Below are 18,609 nucleotides of genomic sequence, written 5' to 3' on the forward strand. Positions count from 1 at the left end.
CGGCTTAATCCCGAATCGGCAGGTGGGCCTGAATGAAGCGGCAGAAAGTCGCTCGCCGGGCTTCCCCCGTCGTACCACTTCCGGGTATCGGTGATGACGCCGGGGTGGAATCCGGGTAGCCCCCGGGCGTCCTCCCGGGGGTGGCGGTGCAATCGCCGGGCAATGTCCGGGTTCGGGTGCGGCCCGGTCGGCCGAATTCGCCGGGTGAATATCCCGGCCGGTGGCGGCCCGGAACCGGGGCGGGCCGGCCGGCGTTCACCCGTGGGCTTCTCCGGCCTGGTGACGCCGGGCCGAAAGAGTGACCCGCCGTAACCACGGCGGGGAAGGGGTGCGACCCTGGTGCCGGGGTCGGCGGACCCGGCCCGTCGGGCGGGCGCGATTCGGGACTTCGGTCCCGAGGCGGTGCAAAGCTCGCGAAAAGCGCTGGATCTGTCCGCCAACAGCGAACATCGAACAGCTGTGCCCGGGCCCTGGAACACGTAAGGTTCCAGCTCCGTTGGCCGATGCACGGGTGTCGGGACAGTCTCACCGTCAGATTGCAGGGTGTTTCTTTCCGTAGCCCCAGATAGCATCGATAAGGTCAGCGAGACCGGATCTCACCGAGTCTCACCCCCACTGACCGCACGAGGAGCGCAGATGTTCGAGAGGTTCACCGACCGCGCCCGCCGTGTTGTTGTCCTGGCCCAGGAGGAGGCCAGGATGCTCAACCACAACTACATCGGTACCGAGCACATCCTGCTGGGGCTGATTCACGAGGGCGAGGGAGTCGCAGCCAAGGCGCTGGAGTCCCTCGGCATCTCGCTCGACGCTGTCCGCGAGCAGGTGCAAGAGATCATCGGTCAAGGACAGCAGGCCCCCTCCGGCCACATCCCGTTCACGCCCCGCGCCAAGAAGGTGCTGGAACTGTCGTTGCGGGAAGCGCTCCAACTGGGGCACAACTACATCGGCACCGAGCACATCCTGCTCGGCCTCATCCGCGAGGGTGAGGGCGTCGCCGCCCAGGTGCTGGTCAAGCTGGGCGCCGACCTCAACCGCGTGCGCCAGCAGGTCATCCAGCTGCTGTCCGGCTACCAGGGCAAGGAGCCGGCCGCGGCCGGCGGTCCGGCCGAAGGCACGCCGTCCGGTTCGCTGGTCCTCGACCAGTTCGGCCGCAACCTCACGCAGGCCGCCCGCGAGGGCAAGCTCGACCCGGTCATCGGCCGGGAGAAGGAAATCGAGCGGGTCATGCAGGTGCTGTCGCGACGCACCAAGAACAACCCCGTTCTGATCGGTGAGCCCGGGGTCGGTAAGACCGCGGTCGTCGAGGGTCTGTCCCAGGCGATCATCAAGGGCGAGGTGCCCGAGACGCTGAAGGACAAGCAGCTCTACACGCTTGACCTCGGCGCCCTGGTCGCCGGTTCTCGCTACCGCGGTGACTTCGAGGAGCGCCTGAAGAAGGTCCTCAAGGAGATCCGCACCCGCGGCGACATCATCCTGTTCATCGACGAGATCCACACCCTCGTCGGGGCCGGTGCCGCCGAAGGCGCGATCGATGCCGCCAGCATCCTCAAGCCGATGCTGGCCCGCGGTGAGCTCCAGACCATCGGTGCCACCACGCTCGACGAGTACCGCAAGCACATCGAGAAGGACGCCGCCCTGGAGCGCCGGTTCCAGCCGGTTCAGGTGCAGGAGCCCTCGCTGGCCCACGCCATCGAGATCCTCAAGGGCCTGCGTGACCGGTACGAGGCGCACCACCGGGTCTCCATCACCGACGCGGCCCTGGTCGCGGCGGCGACGCTGGCCGACCGGTACGTCAACGACCGGTTCCTGCCGGACAAGGCGATCGACCTGATCGACGAGGCCGGGGCGAGACTGCGCATCCGTCGCATGACCGCTCCGCCGGACCTGCGCGAGTTCGACGAGAAGATCGCGCAGACCCGCCGCGACAAGGAGTCTGCGATCGACGCGCAGGACTTCGAGAAGGCGGCCTCGCTGCGCGACGGCGAGAAGAAGCTGCTGGCGGCCAAGGCCGAGCGCGAGAAGCAGTGGAAGGCCGGCGACATGGACGTGGTCGCCGAGGTCGACGAGGAACTGATCGCCGAGGTTCTGGCCACGGCGACCGGCATCCCGGTGTTCAAGCTCACCGAGGAGGAGACCACGCGTCTGCTCCGGATGGAAGACGAGCTGCACAAGCGGATCATCGGCCAGGTCGACGCGGTCCGGGCGATGTCCCAGGCCATCCGCCGTACCCGTGCGGGTCTGAAAGACCCGAAGCGTCCCGGTGGCTCGTTCATCTTCGCCGGTCCGACCGGTGTGGGTAAGACCGAGCTGGCCAAGGCGCTCGCCGAGTTCCTGTTCGGCGACGAGGACTCGCTGATCCAGCTCGACATGTCCGAGTTCTCGGAGAAGCACACGGTCTCGCGGCTGTTCGGTTCTCCTCCCGGCTACGTCGGCTACGAAGAGGGTGGCCAGCTCACCGAGAAGGTGCGCCGCAAGCCGTTCTCCGTGGTGCTGTTCGACGAGGTCGAGAAGGCCCACCCGGACATCTTCAACTCGCTGCTGCAGATCCTGGAAGACGGTCGCCTGACCGACTCCCAGGGCCGCATGGTGGACTTCAAGAACACCGTGATCATCATGACGACGAACCTGGGTACCAGGGACATCGCCAAGGGTGTGCAGCTGGGGTTCCAGTCCGGCAGCGACACGAAGACCAGCTACGAGCGCATGAAGGCGAAGGTCGCGGAGGAGCTCAAGCAGCACTTCCGTCCGGAGTTCCTCAACCGGGTCGACGACACCATCGTGTTCCCGCAGCTGTCGCAGGACGAGATCATCGAGATCGTCGACCTGATGATCGCCAAGCTCGACGAGCGTCTGAAAGACCGGGACATGGGCATCGAGCTCACCCCGGCCGCGAAGATCGCTCTGGCGCACAAGGGTTACGACCCCGTGCTCGGTGCCCGGCCGCTGCGCCGCGCCATCCAGCGCGAGATCGAAGACACCCTGTCCGAGAAGATCCTCTACAACGAGCTCAAGCCCGGTCAGATCGTTCTGATCGACGCGGAGGGTGAGCCGGCGACGGCGCACTTCAGCTTCCGCGGAGCCTCGAAGGGCGGATCGATCCCGGAGCTGGCGCCCGCGGGCGAGAAGGGGGCACCGCCGGTCACCGGCGAGGCCACTCCTTCCGCCTGATCGCTCGCTCGCACGACCGGAGGCCGGAACCCCCCAGGGGGGTTCCGGCCTTTTCGTGACGATGCTGCGCTTTCGGGCGCGGACATGAGAACATCGACGGGTGGCTGACTTCCGCGTCCGGCGTGCCCGCACCACCGACGTCTCCACCATCGGCCGCCTGGTGTCCGGTTATGCCGATCAGCGCATCCTCCTGCACAAGGAGACGGTGACCTACTACGAAGACGTGCAGGAGTTCCGGGTCGCGGTAGACGCCGACGACACGGTGATCGGCTGCGGGGCCGTGCACGTGCTGTGGGAAGACCTGGCCGAGGTGCGCACGCTGGCCGTCTCGTCCGACTGGCGCGGTGCCGGCGTCGGGCACGCCCTGCTCGACACTCTGGTCGAGCAGGCCACGGAACTCGGTGTGAGTCGGCTGTTCTGCCTCACCTTCGAGGTGAAGTTCTTCGAACGTCACGGTTTTCGCGAGATCGAGGGCACCCCGGTCGAGCCCGGCGTCTACGCCGAGATGCTGCGCTCGCGCGACGAGGGCGTGGCCGAGTTCCTCGACCTGGCCCGGGTGAAGCCGAACACCCTGGGCAACAGCCGGATGATCCTGGACCTCTAGACGGCCAGTCTCCGCACCAGCTCGGCGACGTCCGGCTGTTCCAGCGTCAGGCCCCGCACCGGGGCCCGCGCCACCACGTTGGCCAGCACCTTCGAGACCTTCACCGGGCCCGGGGCGATGCCCAGCCGCTGCCGCAGGCCACCCGCCTCGACCGCGATCAGTTCCGCCCCGGGCAGGTCGTCCAGCGGCGCCACCGGCCGGTGCAGATCGACGATGAGGACGCGTTCGGTGCCGAGCAGCTCGTTCAGGGCCGACACGTTGCCGTCGAACCCGATGCGTCCCTCCACGCCCACCAGCAGCCGGTGGCACAGGGACTCGACGTCGGCCAGGTCGCTCGTGACCAGTAGCAGAGTGCGCCCGTGCATCCGGTTCTCTTGGCGCAGAACTGATCTCAGTCGTTCCTTGCTGGCCGCGTCCATCCCGCGCATTGGCTCGTCGAGGATCAGTACCTCCGGCTCGGGCAGCAGGGCGGCGACGAGCTCGGCCCGTCGGCGCTGCGCCGGGGTGAGGTGTTCCACGGGCGTCTTGAGGACGCGGGTCAGCTCCAGTCGCTCGGAGAGTTCCCTCGCGCGGTGGTCGGGAACGTCGTAGAACCGGCACAGCAGAGTGAGGGAATCGCCGAGCAGGTCGTCCAGCCACAGCTGTGAGTGCCCGTTGACGATGGTGCCGACCCGGCCGGTGAGCTCGCGCTGGGCGGTGGCGGGGCGCAGGCCCAGGACCGAGAGCGAGCCGAAGGACGGCGACGAGTGGCCGCCGGCCAGCTTGACCAGGCTCGTCTTGCCCGCGCCGGGCGGAAGCAGCACGCCGACTGCCTCTCCGGCCGCGACCGTGAACGACAGACCGTCGAAGAGCCACTGGCGGCGGCGGAACAGACCCCGGCGTGGTGCGAGCCCCACGTGCCCGAAGGCGATCGCGGGACGCGTCGATGCCTGGGTGGGCGGCTGACCCCCGCCACTGTGCGCCACGCGTTGAGATTATCGAAGATTTAAGGCATTCAGATGACAGCCGTAACGTATGGGTCCTGTACTCCGGTACGAGGCTTATGCGGGGAGCTGGTACTGATCGCCGGGCAGCGGCTCGACCAGGCCGTCCTCGATCAGGCCGGCCAGGCAGCGTGACCGCTGCCCGGGCTCGCGCAGGGCGCTGTCGGGTACCTGGATCACCAGCTGTGGGTGCGAGAGCGGCTCCCGGCTGGCGCGCAGGGCCGCCATCAGGGCTCCGCGGATCTGCCGGTCGGTGCCGGCCCAGGCCTGGCCCTTGCGGGCGGGGCCGGAGTGCGGTGGGGAACCGGCCAGACGCCAGGCACACTGGTCGGACACCGGGCAGTCCACGCACTTGGGGGATCGGGCGGTACAGACCAGGGCGCCGAGTTCCATCACGGCCACGGCCCAGCGCGCCGCCCGATCGTCTTCCTCCGGGAGCAGCTCGGTGGCCAGCCGGGTCTCGGCGGCGGTGAGAGCCGGTGGCGGGTACTCGACCCCGGTGACGGTGCGGGCGAACACCCGGCGCACGTTGGTGTCGAGCACGGCGTGGCGCTGACCGAACGCGAAACTGGCCACGGCGGCGGCCGTGTACGAGCCGATGCCCGGCAGGGCGAGCAGCTCGGCGTGGTCGCTGGGCACCTCACCGCCGTGCTGCTCGACGATCGCCTGGGCGGCCGCGTGCAGGCGCAGGGCGCGACGCGGGTACCCGAGTCGGCCCCAGGCCCGGATCACCTCACCGGGCGGCTCTTTCGCCATGTCGGCGGGTGTCGGCCAGCGTTCGACCCACTCCTGCCAGATCGGCAGCACCCGGCTCACCGGGGTCTGCTGCAACATGATCTCGCTGATCAGGATGTGCCACGCCGGGCAGCCCGGCTCCCGCCACGGCAAGTCACGGTTGTTCGCCTCGTACCAGGCCAGGATCGGCCGGTGCAGCGCGTGCTCGGTGCTCAGATGTAACGCTCCAGGATGCTGGACTCGGCCAGACGGGAAAGGCCTTCCCGCACGGCCCGGGCCCGCTGGTCGCCGACGCCCTCCACGAGCATCAGGTCGTCCAGGTTGGCGGCAAGAAGTTTCTGCAGGTCACCGAAGTGGTCGACCAGGCGCTCGACGATCGCACCGGGCAGACGCGGCACCTTCGTGAGCAGGCGGTAGCCCTTCGGGCTGATCGATGCGTCGAGCGCGTCGCCGCCCTGCACGAAGCCCAGCACCCGGCCCACCAGGCCGAGGTCGACCAGGTCGTTCGAGGCGATCTCGGCCAGGGCCGCCACCACCTCGGGCATCGAGCGCTCGCGGCGCGTGGCGTCGAGGTAGTCGCGGATCACCAGGTCGCGGTCGGGGCCCACTCCGCCGATCAGCTCGTCGAGCTGTAGCGAGAGCAGCCGGCCGTCGGTGCCGAGTTCGACCACGTAGTGCTGGATCTCGTCGGAGATGCGGCGCACCATCTCGAGGCGCTGGATGACGATCGAGACGTCCCGCACGGTGACCAGGTCTTCGATCTCGAGCGCGGAGAGCGTGCTGGTGACCTCGTCGAGCCGGGCCTTGTAGCGCTCCAGCGTGGCCAGGGCCTGATTGGCCTTGCCGAGGATCGCGTCGGAGCCCTCCAGCACGTACCGCCGGCCGGCCACGTAGAGCGCGATGATGCGCATCGACTGACTGACCGAGACCACCGGATAGCCGGTCTGTTTGGCCACCCGCTCGGCGGTGCGGTGCCGGGTGCCGGACTCGTCGGTCTGGATCGTCGGGTCGGGCACGAGCTGCACGGCGGCCCGGAGGATGTGCGACCCGTCCTGGTCGGTGACGATCGCCCCGTCCATCTTGGCCAGCTCACGCAGCCGGGTGGCGGAGAACTCGACGGCGAGGTTGAAGCCGCCGGTGCAGATGCTCTCGACCAGGGGATCGTGCCCGAGCACGATCAGCGCCCCCGTGCGGCCCCGCAGAATTCTCTCCAGGCCGTCACGCAGTGTCGTACCCGGCGCCACGGCGGCAAGGGTGTACCGCAGCAGCTCTTCGGGAGTGCGCTCCGCAACCACAGGAGGGAGTCTATCTGTCCCCGGAACCGGCCCGGGTACAAAGGCCCTGGCCCTCCCGGGCCGGAAGTCCCCCCGGGGGTTCCGGCCCGGGGTCGCCCGAGACTGTCGGTGGTGACGCGTAGGTTCTGCGGGGTGAGCACATCTGACGCACGGCGGGGTTCGGCAGCGCGTACCAAGAAGTCCGGGCGGGACAACCCGGGATACCGGTGCGCCGAGTGCGGGTGGACGGCGGCGAAGTGGGTCGGCCGGTGCGGTGAGTGCCAGGCCTGGGGCACCGTCATGGAGGCCACGCCCGCGGCGGCGGCCCCGGTGACCAAGGCCCGCACGGTGTCCGAGAAGGCCAGGCCGATCGGCGAGATCACCACCGAGAACGCGAAGACCTGGTCCACCGGCGTCGAAGAGCTCGACCGGGTCCTGGGCGGGGGCATCGTCAGCGGGGCCGTGGTGCTGCTGGCCGGTGAGCCCGGGGTCGGCAAGTCCACGCTGCTGCTCGACGTGGCCAGTCGCGCCGCCCAGAACACCCGCACGGTGCTCTACGTCACCGGGGAGGAGTCGGCGAGCCAGGTGCGGCTGCGGGCCGAGCGCATCGGCGCGCTACGCCCCCGCCTGCTGCTCGCCGCCGAGACCGACCTGAGCACCGTGCTCGGTCACGTCGAAGACGTGCAGCCCGACCTGCTGGTGGTCGACTCGGTGCAGACCATCGCCAGCGACGCGATCGACAGCTCGGCCGGCAGCGTCTCCCAGGTGCGTGAGGTGGCCGCCTCGCTGATCCGGGTGGCCAAGGAGCGCGGCATGGCCGTCGTCCTGGTCGGTCACGTCACGAAAGACGGCTCGATCGCCGGCCCCCGTGTGCTCGAGCACCTGGTCGACGTGGTCTGCCAGTTCGAGGGCGACCGCCACTCCCGCCTGCGCCTGGTGCGGGCCGTGAAGAACCGCTACGGCCCGACCGACGAGGTGGGCTGCTTCGACCTGTCCGAGGTGGGCATCGTCGGGCTCACCGATCCCAGCGGCTTGTTCCTGTCCCAGCATGCGCATCCGGTGCCGGGTACCTGTGTCTCGGTCACCCTGGAGGGTCGGCGTCCGCTGGTCAGCGAGGTGCAGGCGCTGGTGGCCCCGACCAACGCGAACAACCCGCGCCGGGCCACCTCCGGTCTCGACAACAGCCGGGTCTCGATGATCCTGGCGGTGCTGGAACGCCGGGCCGGGGCAAGGCTCTCGGGCAACGACGTCTACGTCTCCACCGTCGGCGGTGTGCGCCTGGCCGAGCCCGCGTGCGACCTGGCGGTGGCACTCGCGGTCGCCGGCGCCGCCATCGACCGGCCCCTGGCCGCCGGCACGATCGCGATCGGCGAGGTGGGCCTGGCCGGAGAGGTGCGCCCGGTGGCCGGGGTCGGCCGCCGCCTGGCCGAGGCCGCCCGCCTGGGCTTCACCTCGGCCTTCGTCCCGGCCGGCACCCGGGACGCGGCCCCCGCCCCCGAGGGCATGATGGTTCACGAGGTGCCCGACGTCCTGACCGCTCTCAGCCGGGCCGCCTTCCCGATCGTCGGGAGCCGAGGAGAGCGGGGCGAACGGGGAGAACGGGGCTAGGGCGTGCCCTGCTCAACCCGGCCCTGACGGAGCCGATCAGCTGCCGGTCAGCTGCTGGCTGAGCTGCCGGCCCCGGCTGTTCCACGAGCCGACCAGGCTGTTCCCACGAGCCGACCACGCCACCACGGGAGCGAGATCGTGTTCATTCGTTGCGGATATGGCGCAAGGAATGCACGCAGTCTCGCGGATCGGCCTTGCGGATCGGCCTGGTCGTGGAGCTCAGCGTCGGCGCCAGAGGCCTTCCGGGGCCTGGTACGAGAACAGGTTGACGGCGTAGTCGACCGAGGCGCCGGGGTGGGAGGCCAGGATGCGGTCGGCGTGCTCGGCGCTGAACTCGATGCGGACCACGGCCTCGAAGTCGGCGCGGGTGGGCATCTCCCAGCGGATGTCGAGAGCATGACGGGTCCAGCCCTGCCGGGCCCAGAAGGCCTCGACGGCGGCCGGGTCGTAGTCGGGCAGCCAGTTCTGGAACCAGCGCCCGAAAGTGGAACGGGTGGCGTCGTTGTCGATCACGAACGCGGTGCCGCCCCGGCGCAGCACCCGGCGGATCTCGGCCAGGCCGGGTTCGCAGCCCGGGCCGAAGAAGTAGGCCCAGCGGGCGTGCACCACGTCGATCGTCCCGCTGGGCACGGGCAGGGTCTGGGCGGTGCCCGCGCGCACGTCGATCCGGGCGCGCAGGGCATCGTCGTCGAGGGCGGCCACCCGGCGCCGGGCCAGTTGCACCAGGGGCGGGTGCGGCTCGACGCCGATCACCGCGCCGGCGGCAGCGGCGAAGCGGGGTAGGTGAAAGCCGCTGCCGCAGCCGATGTCCAGAACGGTGACGCCGTCCCAGGGCCGGATCGAGCGCATGGCCGTCTCGAGCACACCGTCCGGATCGACGCTGCGGTTCTCCACCTCGTAGACGCCCGGATGCCGCCAGATGTTCGGGCTGGGAATGACGCCGGACACGTCAGCGAGCGCGTGTGGTGGCCGGGTGCACGGTGAGCGGGATGAGCTTGCGGGCCCCGGTGACCTGGTCACAGTGCTGGGCCAGCACGTCGTAGGCGGCCTGGCCCATCAGCTCGACCAGCTCGGGGCGCAGGCTCCGGTAGACCGGCTCCCGGCCGACGTGGGCCTGCGGGTTGCCGGTGCAGTACCAGTCCAGGTCGTGCCCGCCGGCCCCCCAGCCGCGCCGGTCGTACTCACTGATGGTCACCTCGAGATAGCTGGTGCCGTCCGGTCGCTCGATCGTGCGGTACGAGCGGCGGATCGGAAGCTGCCAGCAGACGTCCGGTTTCAGCTCCAGCGGCTCTCGCTCCTGCGCCCAGGCGAGCTTGTGCAGGGAGCAGCCGTCACCGGCGGCGAAGCCCGGCCGGTTCAGGAAGATGCAGGCGCCGTCGACGACCCGGGTCTTGCGCTGGCCGTCGGGGTCGACCTCGATCCAGCCGTCGCGCTCGCCCTCGTCGGCGTACTGCCAGATGGTGGGGTCGAGCATCTTCACCGACTCGGTGACCCGCTGCTCGTCCTCCTCGTCGGCGAAGTGCGCGCCGAGGGTGCAGCATCCGTCATCGGGTCGGTCGGCGTAGATGCCGCCGCAGCCGCTGCCGTAGATACAGGTCCAGTTGGACGTCAGCCAGGTCAGGTCGCACCGGAAGACCTGGGCGGGCTGGTCGTCGTCCTCGACCTCCTCGTCGTCGTCCTCGAGGTCCTCGGAATCGTCGGAGTCCTCGGAATCGTCAGAGTCGTCCGAGAGGTCGGAGTCGGCCGTGAAGCCGACCACGACGTCCTCACGTTCGTCGTCCTCGTCGATGGTCGACGGGTCTTCGATCACGTCGGCGGGCTCGGGGTCGGGGAACTCGAGCCAGAGCCGGGCCGGGTCGAGTCCGATCTCCGGCGCGGGGGGATGGGGCATGGCCGACAATGTAAGCCCTGCGATGTGCGTCTTCCACGCAAGGGCACTGAATCCTTCCCGGTGGCGGCGCCGGGGTGGGGTACTTTCGCGGAATGCGGCTGGGAGTTCTCGACGTGGGTTCCAACACGGTGCATTTGCTGGTGGTCGACGCCCATCCGGGAGCCCGGCCGCTGCCGGCGTCGTCGCACAAGGCCGAGCTGCGACTGGCCGAGCAGCTGGACGAGGACGGGCGCATCTCCCCGGCCGCGGAGAAGTCGCTGCTGGCCTTCGTCGAATCGAGCCTGACGGTGGGTGAAGACCTGGGGGTCGAGGAGGTCATCGGCTTCGCCACCTCGGCCATCCGCGACGCTCCCAACGGTGAGGCCCTGCTGACCCGGGTGCGCCAGGAGACCGGCGTCGACCTGCGGGTGCTGGCCGGCGGAGACGAGGCCCGCCTGACCTTCCTGGCCGTGCGCCGCTGGTTCGGCTGGTCGGCGGGCCGCCTGCTGGTGCTGGACATCGGCGGGGGATCGCTCGAGATCGCCTCGGGCCTGGACGAACTGCCCGACGTGGCGATCTCGCTGCCGCTGGGGGCCGGGCGCCTGACCCGCGACCGGCTGGCCGGTGACCCGCCGGGCGCCGACCAGGTGCGGGCGGCCCGGAAGTACGCGCGGGCCGCGATCGGCCGGGTGGTGCGTGACGTGGTGCGCGGCGGGGCGCCCGATCAGACGGTGGGCAGCAGCAAGACCTTCCGGACGCTGGCGCGCATCTGCGGGCCGGCCGACGCCCAGACCCCGGCGCGCACCCTGCGTCGTGCCGACCTCACGCAGTGGGTTCCCCGCCTGGCCGCGATGACCGAGATCCAGCGGGCCGAACTGCCGGGTGTCTCGGCCGGGAGAGCCCGCCAGATCCTGGCCGGGGCACTGGTCGCCGAGGCCGCGATGGAACTGCTCGGCGTGGAGAGTATGCAGATCAGCCCGTGGGCCCTGCGCGAGGGTGTGATCCTGCGCCGGCTCGACGACGTGATGAGCGCGGCCGGTCCCGGCATCTAGGGCCTGTCCTGCGGAGCATCGCCCGCTACGGCGTGATCGCAGGACAGGCCCTTGATCCAGTACGCCGCGCGAGTGAGGCGTACCGGGCCTGACGCAGCCTGGGGAGGGTGTGAACCAGCGCCCACAGCGGGAGTGACTACGCTGAACGGCATGGCCCGATCGAGCAGTGGCCAGCCGGACGACCGGAACACCAGGTCGTCCAGGCTGCCGACAGCGAAGGTGGCGCTGTCGACCAGCTCCGTTTACCCGGAGTCCTGCGCCGACGCGTTCGAGATCGCAGCACGTCTGGGGTACGACGGCGTCGAGGTGATGGTGTGGACCGATCCGGTCAGCCAGGACACCGGGGCCCTCAAGAGACTCTCGCAGCACTACGGCGTGCCGGTTCTCTCGGTGCACGCCCCGACACTGCTGGTGACCCAGCGGGTCTGGGGCAAGGAGCCGTGGGCGAAGCTGGAGCGCTCGCTGCAGATGGCGGAAGACCTGGGGTCCGGGGCCGTGGTGGCGCACCCGCCGTTCCGCTGGCAGAAGGAGTACGGCGCGGCCTTCGTGGACGGCGTCGCCCAGCTGAACGAGCACTTCTCGGTGCCGCTCGCGGTGGAGAACATGTACCCGTGGCGGGCCCGTAGCCGTGAGGTGATGGCCTACTCGCCGGGCTGGAACCCGCTGGAGCAGCCGTACCAGCACGTCACGCTGGACTTCTCGCACGCCGCGACCGCCGGGGGAGACTCCTTGGCCATGGCCCGCGCGCTGGGCGACCGGCTCACGCACATCCATCTGGCCGACGGGGCCGGCTCGGCCAAGGACGAGCACCTGCTGCCCGGCCGCGGCACCCAGCCCTGCGGCGAGGTGCTCGACCTGCTCTCCGAATGGAACTGGGCGGGCGTGGTCGCGGTCGAGGTGAACACGCGCAAGTGCCGTACCCGGGCCGAGCGCGAGGCCGAGCTGACCGAGTGCCTGACCTTCGCCCGCGAGCATCTGGCCTCGGCGAACCTCACGCCCACCCGGTAGGGGAAACCGTGGGCCCCGGAGGAGGGGTTTCCGGAGCCCACGGTCGTTCTCGTCACCCCATGTGCGGGTAGCGCCAGTCCACGGCGGGCTCGAACGTCTCCTTGATCGACCGGGTCGAGGTCCACCGCTGAAGGTTCTGCGGGGCCCCGGCCTTGTCGTTGGTACCGGACGCCCGGGCGCCACCGAACGGCTGCTGCCCGACCACGGCGCCGGTCGGCTTGTCGTTGATGTAGAAGTTGCCCGCGGCGAACCGCAGCGTCTCCATCACCGAGGCCACGGCCTGCCGGTCCTGCGCGATGATCGCGCCGGTCAGCGCGTACTTGGAGTCGGTCGCGATGCTCTGCGCGATGCTCTCGAAGTCGGCGTCGTCGAACACGTGCACGGCCAGGATCGGGCCGAAGTACTCGGTGGTGAGGGCCTCGTCGGTGGGGTCGTCCACCACGAGCACGGTCGGGTCGACGAAATAGCCCACGCTGTCGTCGGCCTTGCCGCCGGCCAGGATCTCGACACCCGGCGCGTTGCGGGCCCGCTCCAGAGCCTGGGCGTGCTTCGCGAACGCCCGCTCGTCGATGACTGCCGAGGTGAAGTTGGCGAAGTCGGTGACCGGCCCGACGGGCAGAGAATTGGTGACGTCTGCCAGCCCGTCTTTCAGCCGGGTCCAGACACTACGCGGCACGTAGGCCCGCGAGGCGGCCGAGCACTTCTGCCCGGAGTACTCGAAAGCGCCTCGCACCATGGCGGTCCGCAGCACGTCGACGTCGGCGCTGGGGTGGGCCAGGATGAAGTCCTTGCCACCGGTCTCGCCGACGATGCGCGGGTAGGAGCGGTACTGCGTGATCCGCGAGCCGACCTCCTGCCACAGGTGCTGGAAGGTCGCGGTGGAGCCGGTGAAGTGGATACCCGCCAGGTCCGGGTCTTCCAGCACCACGGACGACACCTCGGGGCCGGCGCCGTGCACCAGGTTGATCACCCCGGCGGGCAGGCCCGCGGCGGTCAACAGGCGCATCGTGTACTCGGCCGAGAGGGCCTGCGTGGGGCTGGGCTTCCAGACCACCGTGTTGCCCATCAGGGCCGGGGCGGTGGCCAGGTTGGCTGCGATCGAGGTGAAGTTGAACGGCGTGATCGCATAGACGAAGCCCTCGAGCGGCCGGTGGTCGAGGCGGTTCCAGATGCCGGGGGAGTTCGCGGCGGGCTGCTCGGCGTAGATCTGCCGGGCGAAATGCGCGTTGAAGCGCCAGAAGTCGGCCAGCTCGCAGACCGCGTCGATCTCGGCCTGGTAGATGGTCTTGGCCTGGCTGAGCATGGTGGCGGCGTTGGTGACCGCGCGCCAGCTGCCGGTGAGCAGATCGGCGGCCTTGAGCAGCACCGCGGCCCGGTCGTCGATGGACAGCGCGGCCCAGGCCGGCGCGGCCTTCTTCGCGGCGGCGATCGCGGCCGCCGTGTCGTCCGCCGTGGCGGCCTTGAAAGTTCCCAGCACGTGCGACTTGTCGAACGGCGCGACGACGTCGAAGGAGTCCCCGCCACCGGCGACGGGCTGGCCGTCGATCCAGTTGGTGATCTCCAGGCGGGTGCCCCAGATCTCCTTGAGGGCGGGTTCCAGGGCGGCGCGCTCGGCGCTGCCGTCCGTGTAGGAGCGCGGCGGCTCGTTGACCGGAGCTGGGACCTTCGTGATCGCGTCCATTATTATGCCTTTCGTTCTAAGGGTTTTCAGGAGTTGAGGTGACGAAGAAGGAAGAGCATGTTCGCCGGGCGCTCGGCCAGACGGCGGATGTAGTAGCCGTACCAGTCGGTGCCGAAGGGCAGGTACACGCGCACGTCGATGCCGGCCGCCGCGAGCAGGCGCTGCTCGTCGGTGCGGATGCCGTAGAGCATCTGCAGTTCCCAGTCGCCCCGGTCGCGGCCCAGGACGCAGGCCTGCGTCACCAGGGACATGTCGTGCGTGGCGATCATCGGGTGCCCGGCGCCGGCGAACAGGATCTCCAGGCAGCGGCGGTAGGCGGCATCGACATCGGCCTTCGCCGGGTGGGCCACCGAGGCCGGTTCCGCGTAGGCGCCTTTCACCAGGCGTACGCGTGACCCGGTGGTGGCCAGGTCACGACAGTCGCCCTCGGTGCGGTAGAGCGCGGCCTGCAGCACGGCGCCCACCCAGGGGTACTGGGCGCGCAGTTCGGCGAGGATGCCCAGCGTGGAGTCGACCGTGGTGTGGTCTTCCATGTCGAGGGTCATCGTGGTGCCCGCGGCCTGGGCCGCCTCGGCCACGGTGAACGCGTTCTCCAGGGCGATCTTGTCGCCGTCGGCGCCCAGGGCCTGACCGAAGGCGGAGAGCTTCACCGACACCTCGGCCCGGTCGGCCAGCCCGGCCTCGGACAGCGCGGCCAGCAGCGAACGGTAGGAGGCCGCCGTCTGCGCGGCCTGGGCCTTGTCGGTGATGTCCTCACCGAGCACGTCGAGCGTCACGGCCAGTCCCTGCTCACGCAGCGACTTCGTGACCTGCAGGGCGGACGTGGAGTCCGGCCCGGCGATGAACCGGCGAACCATCTTGCGGCTGATGGGCAGCGCGCTCACGGAGGCCCGGACCGGCCGGGTCTGTGCGGCCGCCAGCAGGAGTTTCGGCATACGAACCAGGCTAGGAGCGAGGCGGGGGTGTCACCATGTGCAGATGTCACGAGCCGTTCCGACGATTGTCGAAGCCCTCCGGTGAGCAGTACGGCCGAGTCGGACCCCCGGGCGCTGCAGGAACTGGTCGATGACGTGTCGGACCTGCTCCAGGCCCCGGCCACGCTCGAGGACACCGGATTCGCCCTGGTGGCCTACGGGTCTCACGGCGCGGACGGGGTGGACCAGGTACGGGCGGCGTCGATCCTGCGCAAGACCGCGACCGCGCAGGTGCGTAGTTACTTCCTCAACCACGGCATCGCCTCGGCCACGCAGCCGGTGCGCATTCCGGCCGATGAATCGCAGCAGATCGCGGCGCGGGTCTGTATCCCGGCGCGTTCCGGCGGTCGGACCCACGGCTATCTCTGGGTGGTCGAGCCCGCGACCGGGGTGGCGGCGCAGGCCCTGACCCAGGTGGCGCCGCTCGCGGACCGCGCCGGGGCCCTGCTCGCGCGGCGGGCGGGCGTGGCCGACGAGCGGGAGGCTCTGGTCGGCGAGTTGCTGAGGGGAGACGCCCTGCACGCAGCCGGCGCCTGGCGGCGCCTGGTGGCGCTCGGCGAGCTGGCCGGTGGCGAGGCCCTGGTGGTGGCCGTGATCCGGGCCCCGGAAGAAACGAGAACCCGCACGGTGATGTCGGTTCCGGCCGGCTCGGAGCCGGAGGTGGCTGCTCGGCGGATGGCCCGGCGGCTCCCGGCCGGGGCAGTGGCGGGGGTGAGCGACGCGCATCTGGTGCGGTTCAACGAGGGGACGCCGGTGGGCACCGGACCGGGGCCCGGGTCAGCTGCGGGTTCGGGGCGCGGCGGTTCGAGTCCGGTGGGTCCGGTGGGTCCGGTGGGGTCTTACGGATCGGACCTGGGTCCGGCCGCGTCGGGTGCGGCAGGCCCGGATCCGGAAAGACCTGATCCGGTGGACCCTGGTTCGGCCGGGCCGGGACCGGTGGGCGTTGGAGCTGAGGACCATGCCGCGGCGGCCGCGCTCGTTGCCGCCGCCCGCCAGGCCGAGGCCGCCGCGGCCACGGCCGGCGCCCGGCCCCACCTCGGACCGGTGCTGAGCTGGGTCGATCTCGGGTTCTACCGGGTGCTCGCGCAGGGCCCCGCCGCGGTGGAGGCCCTGATCGCGGGTACCCCGGCCGCGCGGCTGCGGGAGAAGGCCGACGCCGATCTGATCCGCACGGCGCTGGTCTGGCTGGACTCCGGAGGCAACGCCGCGCGCACGGCGGCCACGCTCTCCGTGCACCGCCAGACCCTGTATTACCGGCTGGAACGCATCGAGCAGATGGCCGGGGTGGACCTGGACGAGGGGGAGGCGAGGCTCGGGCTGCACCTGGGCCTGGCGCTGAGCGAGGTACTGGCGAAGTACCAGGGCTGAGGGGCTCCGGAGACATCGTGTGCATTCCTTGCGCCCGGACCGCAAGGAATGCACACGATGAAGGCCCGCCCCGGGCGGCGGGGCATCATGGGCGGCATGGTTGAGCAGGGTGAACAGGTTGAGCAGGGTGAACAGCAGGACGCCATCGGCCGGGTCGCGATCCTCGGGGCCGGGAACATGGGTGGCACGATCCTGGCCGGACTGCTGAGGGCCGGTCGCGGCCCGGGTGACGTGGTCGTGTCCGCCCGACGCCCCGAGCGTGCGCAGGAGCTGAAGCAGCAGTACGGCGTCGAGGTGATGGACAACATCGGGGCCGCGGCCTGGGGCGACACGGTGATCGTCGCGGTCAAGCCGCGGGACGTGGCCGGGCTCCTGACCGAGATCAGCCCGGCGCTGCGCCCCGGCACGCTGGTGATCTCGCTGGCCGCCGGGCAGACCATCACCTCGCTCGAGGGCAACGTGCCCGAGGGCACCCCGGTGATCCGGGTGATGCCGAACACCCCGTCCCTGGTCGACCAGGGCATGTCGGTGCTCAGCCCCGGCACCCACTGCCGGCCCGAGCACACCGAGCGCGCGCAGGAACTGCTCAGCGCCACCGGCAAGGTGCTCCAGGTGCCCGAGTCGTACCAGGACGCCGTCACCGCGGTCAGCGGTTCCGGCCCGGCCTACGTGTTCTACGTGGCCGAGGCGATGATCGAGGCCGGCGTGCTGCTGGGACTGCCCCGCCCGACGTCCACCGAGCTCGTGGTGCAGACCCTCTTCGGCGCGGCCACGATGCTGCGGCAGACCGGTACCCACCCGAGCATCCTGCGCGAGCAGGTCACCAGCCCGGGCGGCACCACCGCGGCGGCCCTGCGGCTGCTCGACGACCAGCGGGTACGGGGCGCGTTCGTCTCGGCGATCGAGGCCGCGTGCCACAGGTCCGAGCAGTTGTCGAAGAACTAGGGCGTTTCACCTCGTGACGTAACGGCGGAGCCTGCCAGGATCCGTACCAGCGATTACCGTGGGGGTTGTGGAGGCACTGCGGCTGGTCTGGGACGAGGCGTTCACCGCCTACGACTTCGGGGTCGAGCATCCGATGGCCCCGATCCGGCTGGAGCTCACCGCCCGGCTGGCCGACGCGCTGGGCCTGCTCGACGCGGCCGGCGTGCACGTGGTCAGTGCCGAGCCCGCCTCCGACGAGCTACTGCTCACCGTGCACGAGGCGGCCTACGTCGAGGCGGTGCGCCGGGCCTCGACCCGCCCGACCCTCGAAGACCTGCGGTTCGGCCTGGGCAGCAGTGACGTGCCGACGTTCCCGGGCATGCACGAGGCCAGCGCCCGGATCTGCGCCGCCAGCCGCGACGTCGCGCTCGCGGTCTGGTCGGGGCAGGCCGCGCACGGGGTCAATTTCACCGGCGGTCTGCACCACGCCATGCCCGGGGCGGCCAGCGGTTTCTGCGTCTACAACGACGTCGGGGTGGCCATCCAGGCGTTGCTCGACGCCGGTGCGAAGCGGGTGGCCTACGTGGACGTCGACGTCCACCACGGTGACGGTGTGGAGAAGATCTTCTGGGACGACCCCCGGGTGCTCACGATCTCCCTGCACGAGAACGGCCGGGTGCTCTTCCCCGGCACCGGGTTCCCCGAGGAGATCGGCGGTGCGCAGGCCCAGGGCGAGGCCGTCAACGTGGCGTTGCCGCCCGGCACCTCGGACGCCGGCTGGCTGCGGGCCTTCCACGCGGTGGTGCCGCCCCTGCTGGCGGCCTTCGAGCCGGATGTGCTGGTCACCCAGCAGGGCTGCGACTCGCACGTGCTCGACCCGCTGGCCCACCTGGCCCTGTCGCTGGACGCGCAGCGGGCCTCCTACGAGGCCCTGCACGACTTCTCCCACCGCTACGCCCACGGCCGCTGGGTGGCGTTCGGCGGAGGTGGGTACGAGGTGGTCGACGTGGTGCCCCGGGCCTGGGCCCATCTCATCGGGATCGCGGCGCACCGTCCGGTGCCGCCGGGTACCGACGTCCCGGCCGACTGGCGGGACTACGTCGCCTCCCGCTGCGGCCGTTCCGCCCCGCTGCGGATGACCGACGGGGCGAACATCGACTACCGCTCCTGGGCCACCGGCTACGACCCCGCCGACGCGATCGACCGGGTCGTCCTGGCGACCCGTAAGGCGGTCTTCCCGTTGCACGGTCTTGACCCCTATTTCGACTGACCCGCGGGTAGGGATCTGTCCCCCGAACGGGGCTCGGACTGGGACTTCAAGGCACACGCGGGCCGTACCGGTGGGTTGAGTGCCAAAAAG

15 protein-coding genes are annotated in these 18,609 nt (G+C 70.5%); 8 read left to right on the plus strand and 7 right to left on the minus strand.

Annotated elements, in window-relative coordinates:
* Nucleotides 1-636 precede the first annotated feature (636 nt).
* Both QSK05_RS04540 and QSK05_RS04545 read left to right on the plus strand, forming a co-directional pair.
* Complete coding sequence (locus QSK05_RS04540; RefSeq protein ID WP_285594197.1) at nucleotides 637-3,168, plus strand: ATP-dependent Clp protease ATP-binding subunit; 2,532 nt, start codon at nucleotides 637-639, stop codon at nucleotides 3,166-3,168.
* A gap of 100 nt (nucleotides 3,169-3,268) precedes the next feature.
* The gene (locus tag QSK05_RS04545; RefSeq protein ID WP_285594199.1) at nucleotides 3,269-3,772 is read left to right on the plus strand and encodes an amino-acid N-acetyltransferase; all 504 of its coding nucleotides are present in this window, start codon (nucleotides 3,269-3,271) and stop codon (nucleotides 3,770-3,772) included.
* Here QSK05_RS04545 and QSK05_RS04550 read toward each other — a convergent pair.
* The 3 genes from QSK05_RS04550 to disA all read right to left on the minus strand — a co-directional run bounded on the left by QSK05_RS04550 (nucleotide 3,769) and on the right by disA (nucleotide 6,785).
* Nucleotides 3,769-4,737 carry an ATP-binding cassette domain-containing protein gene (locus tag QSK05_RS04550; RefSeq protein WP_285594201.1) on the minus strand — a complete coding sequence of 323 codons (969 nt, stop codon included), beginning with the start codon at nucleotides 4,735-4,737 and terminating at the stop codon, nucleotides 3,769-3,771. The genes QSK05_RS04545 and QSK05_RS04550 overlap by 4 nt on opposite strands.
* A 75-nt stretch (nucleotides 4,738-4,812) precedes the next feature.
* A complete protein-coding gene (locus tag QSK05_RS04555) occupies nucleotides 4,813-5,706 on the minus strand; it encodes an iron-sulfur binding domain-containing protein (RefSeq protein ID WP_352300265.1) in 894 nt (297 codons plus the stop codon).
* The gene (gene disA, locus QSK05_RS04560) at nucleotides 5,703-6,785 is read right to left on the minus strand and encodes a DNA integrity scanning diadenylate cyclase DisA (protein ID WP_285594205.1); all 1,083 of its coding nucleotides are present in this window, start codon (nucleotides 6,783-6,785) and stop codon (nucleotides 5,703-5,705) included. Before disA ends, QSK05_RS04555 begins: the two co-directional genes overlap by 4 nt.
* A gap of 132 nt (nucleotides 6,786-6,917) precedes the next feature.
* Between disA and radA the strand changes: the two genes are divergently transcribed.
* On the plus strand, nucleotides 6,918-8,372 hold the full coding sequence (radA, locus tag QSK05_RS04565; RefSeq protein WP_285594207.1) for a DNA repair protein RadA: 1,455 nt from the start codon (nucleotides 6,918-6,920) through the stop codon (nucleotides 8,370-8,372).
* 219 nt (nucleotides 8,373-8,591) lie between these two features.
* Here the strand turns inward: radA and QSK05_RS04570 are convergent, their stop codons facing one another.
* On the minus strand, nucleotides 8,592-9,320 hold the full coding sequence (locus QSK05_RS04570; RefSeq protein ID WP_285594209.1) for a class I SAM-dependent methyltransferase: 729 nt from the start codon (nucleotides 9,318-9,320) through the stop codon (nucleotides 8,592-8,594).
* A gap of 1 nt (nucleotide 9,321) precedes the next feature.
* Nucleotides 9,322-10,263 carry a DUF3109 family protein gene (locus tag QSK05_RS04575; protein WP_285594210.1) on the minus strand — a complete coding sequence of 314 codons (942 nt, stop codon included), beginning with the start codon at nucleotides 10,261-10,263 and terminating at the stop codon, nucleotides 9,322-9,324.
* A 92-nt stretch (nucleotides 10,264-10,355) separates the two neighbouring features.
* Between QSK05_RS04575 and QSK05_RS04580 the strand changes: the two genes are divergently transcribed.
* Together QSK05_RS04580 and QSK05_RS04585 are read left to right on the plus strand one after the other, a co-directional pair.
* Nucleotides 10,356-11,294, plus strand: a complete 939-nt coding sequence (locus QSK05_RS04580; protein ID WP_285594212.1) for a Ppx/GppA family phosphatase — start codon at nucleotides 10,356-10,358, stop codon at nucleotides 11,292-11,294.
* 150 nt (nucleotides 11,295-11,444) lie between these two features.
* The gene (locus QSK05_RS04585; protein WP_285594214.1) at nucleotides 11,445-12,302 is read left to right on the plus strand and encodes a sugar phosphate isomerase/epimerase family protein; all 858 of its coding nucleotides are present in this window, start codon (nucleotides 11,445-11,447) and stop codon (nucleotides 12,300-12,302) included.
* Between the two features lie 52 nt (nucleotides 12,303-12,354).
* Here QSK05_RS04585 and pruA read toward each other — a convergent pair whose 3' ends face one another.
* Nucleotides 12,355-13,983: an L-glutamate gamma-semialdehyde dehydrogenase gene (pruA, locus tag QSK05_RS04590; RefSeq protein WP_285594216.1), complete on the minus strand. Its 1,629-nt coding sequence runs from the start codon at nucleotides 13,981-13,983 to the stop codon at nucleotides 12,355-12,357.
* A 26-nt stretch (nucleotides 13,984-14,009) separates the two neighbouring features.
* A complete protein-coding gene (locus QSK05_RS04595) occupies nucleotides 14,010-14,918 on the minus strand; it encodes a proline dehydrogenase family protein (protein ID WP_285594218.1) in 909 nt (302 codons plus the stop codon).
* Between the two features lie 81 nt (nucleotides 14,919-14,999).
* On the opposite strand from QSK05_RS04595, the gene QSK05_RS04600 reads away from it, so the two are divergent.
* From QSK05_RS04600 to QSK05_RS04610, 3 genes are all read left to right on the plus strand, one after another.
* Nucleotides 15,000-16,325, plus strand: a complete 1,326-nt coding sequence (locus QSK05_RS04600) for a PucR family transcriptional regulator (protein ID WP_285594220.1) — start codon at nucleotides 15,000-15,002, stop codon at nucleotides 16,323-16,325.
* Nucleotides 16,326-16,421: 96 nt separating this feature from the next.
* On the plus strand, nucleotides 16,422-17,270 hold the full coding sequence (gene proC / locus QSK05_RS04605; RefSeq protein ID WP_285594222.1) for a pyrroline-5-carboxylate reductase: 849 nt from the start codon (nucleotides 16,422-16,424) through the stop codon (nucleotides 17,268-17,270).
* A 67-nt stretch (nucleotides 17,271-17,337) separates the two neighbouring features.
* Nucleotides 17,338-18,519, plus strand: a complete 1,182-nt coding sequence (locus QSK05_RS04610) for an acetoin utilization protein AcuC (protein WP_285594224.1) — start codon at nucleotides 17,338-17,340, stop codon at nucleotides 18,517-18,519.
* The last annotated feature ends 90 nt before the right edge of the window (nucleotides 18,520-18,609 follow it).

Source organism: Kineosporia sp. NBRC 101731 (genome assembly GCF_030269305.1).
Lineage (GTDB): Bacteria > Actinomycetota > Actinomycetes > Actinomycetales > Kineosporiaceae > Kineosporia.

Coding starts and splice junctions, on each gene's coding strand:
- QSK05_RS04580 (WP_285594212.1), top strand. CDS start 10,356: ATGCGGCTGGGAGTTCTCGACGTGGGTTCCAACACGGTGCATTTGCTG.
- QSK05_RS04595 (WP_285594218.1), bottom strand. CDS start 14,918: ATGCCGAAACTCCTGCTGGCGGCCGCACAGACCCGGCCGGTCCGGGCC.
- QSK05_RS04540 (WP_285594197.1), top strand. CDS start 637: ATGTTCGAGAGGTTCACCGACCGCGCCCGCCGTGTTGTTGTCCTGGCC.
- QSK05_RS04575 (WP_285594210.1), bottom strand. CDS start 10,263: ATGCCCCATCCCCCCGCGCCGGAGATCGGACTCGACCCGGCCCGGCTC.
- pruA (WP_285594216.1), bottom strand. CDS start 13,983: ATGGACGCGATCACGAAGGTCCCAGCTCCGGTCAACGAGCCGCCGCGC.
- QSK05_RS04585 (WP_285594214.1), top strand. CDS start 11,445: ATGGCCCGATCGAGCAGTGGCCAGCCGGACGACCGGAACACCAGGTCG.
- proC (WP_285594222.1), top strand. CDS start 16,422: ATGGTTGAGCAGGGTGAACAGGTTGAGCAGGGTGAACAGCAGGACGCC.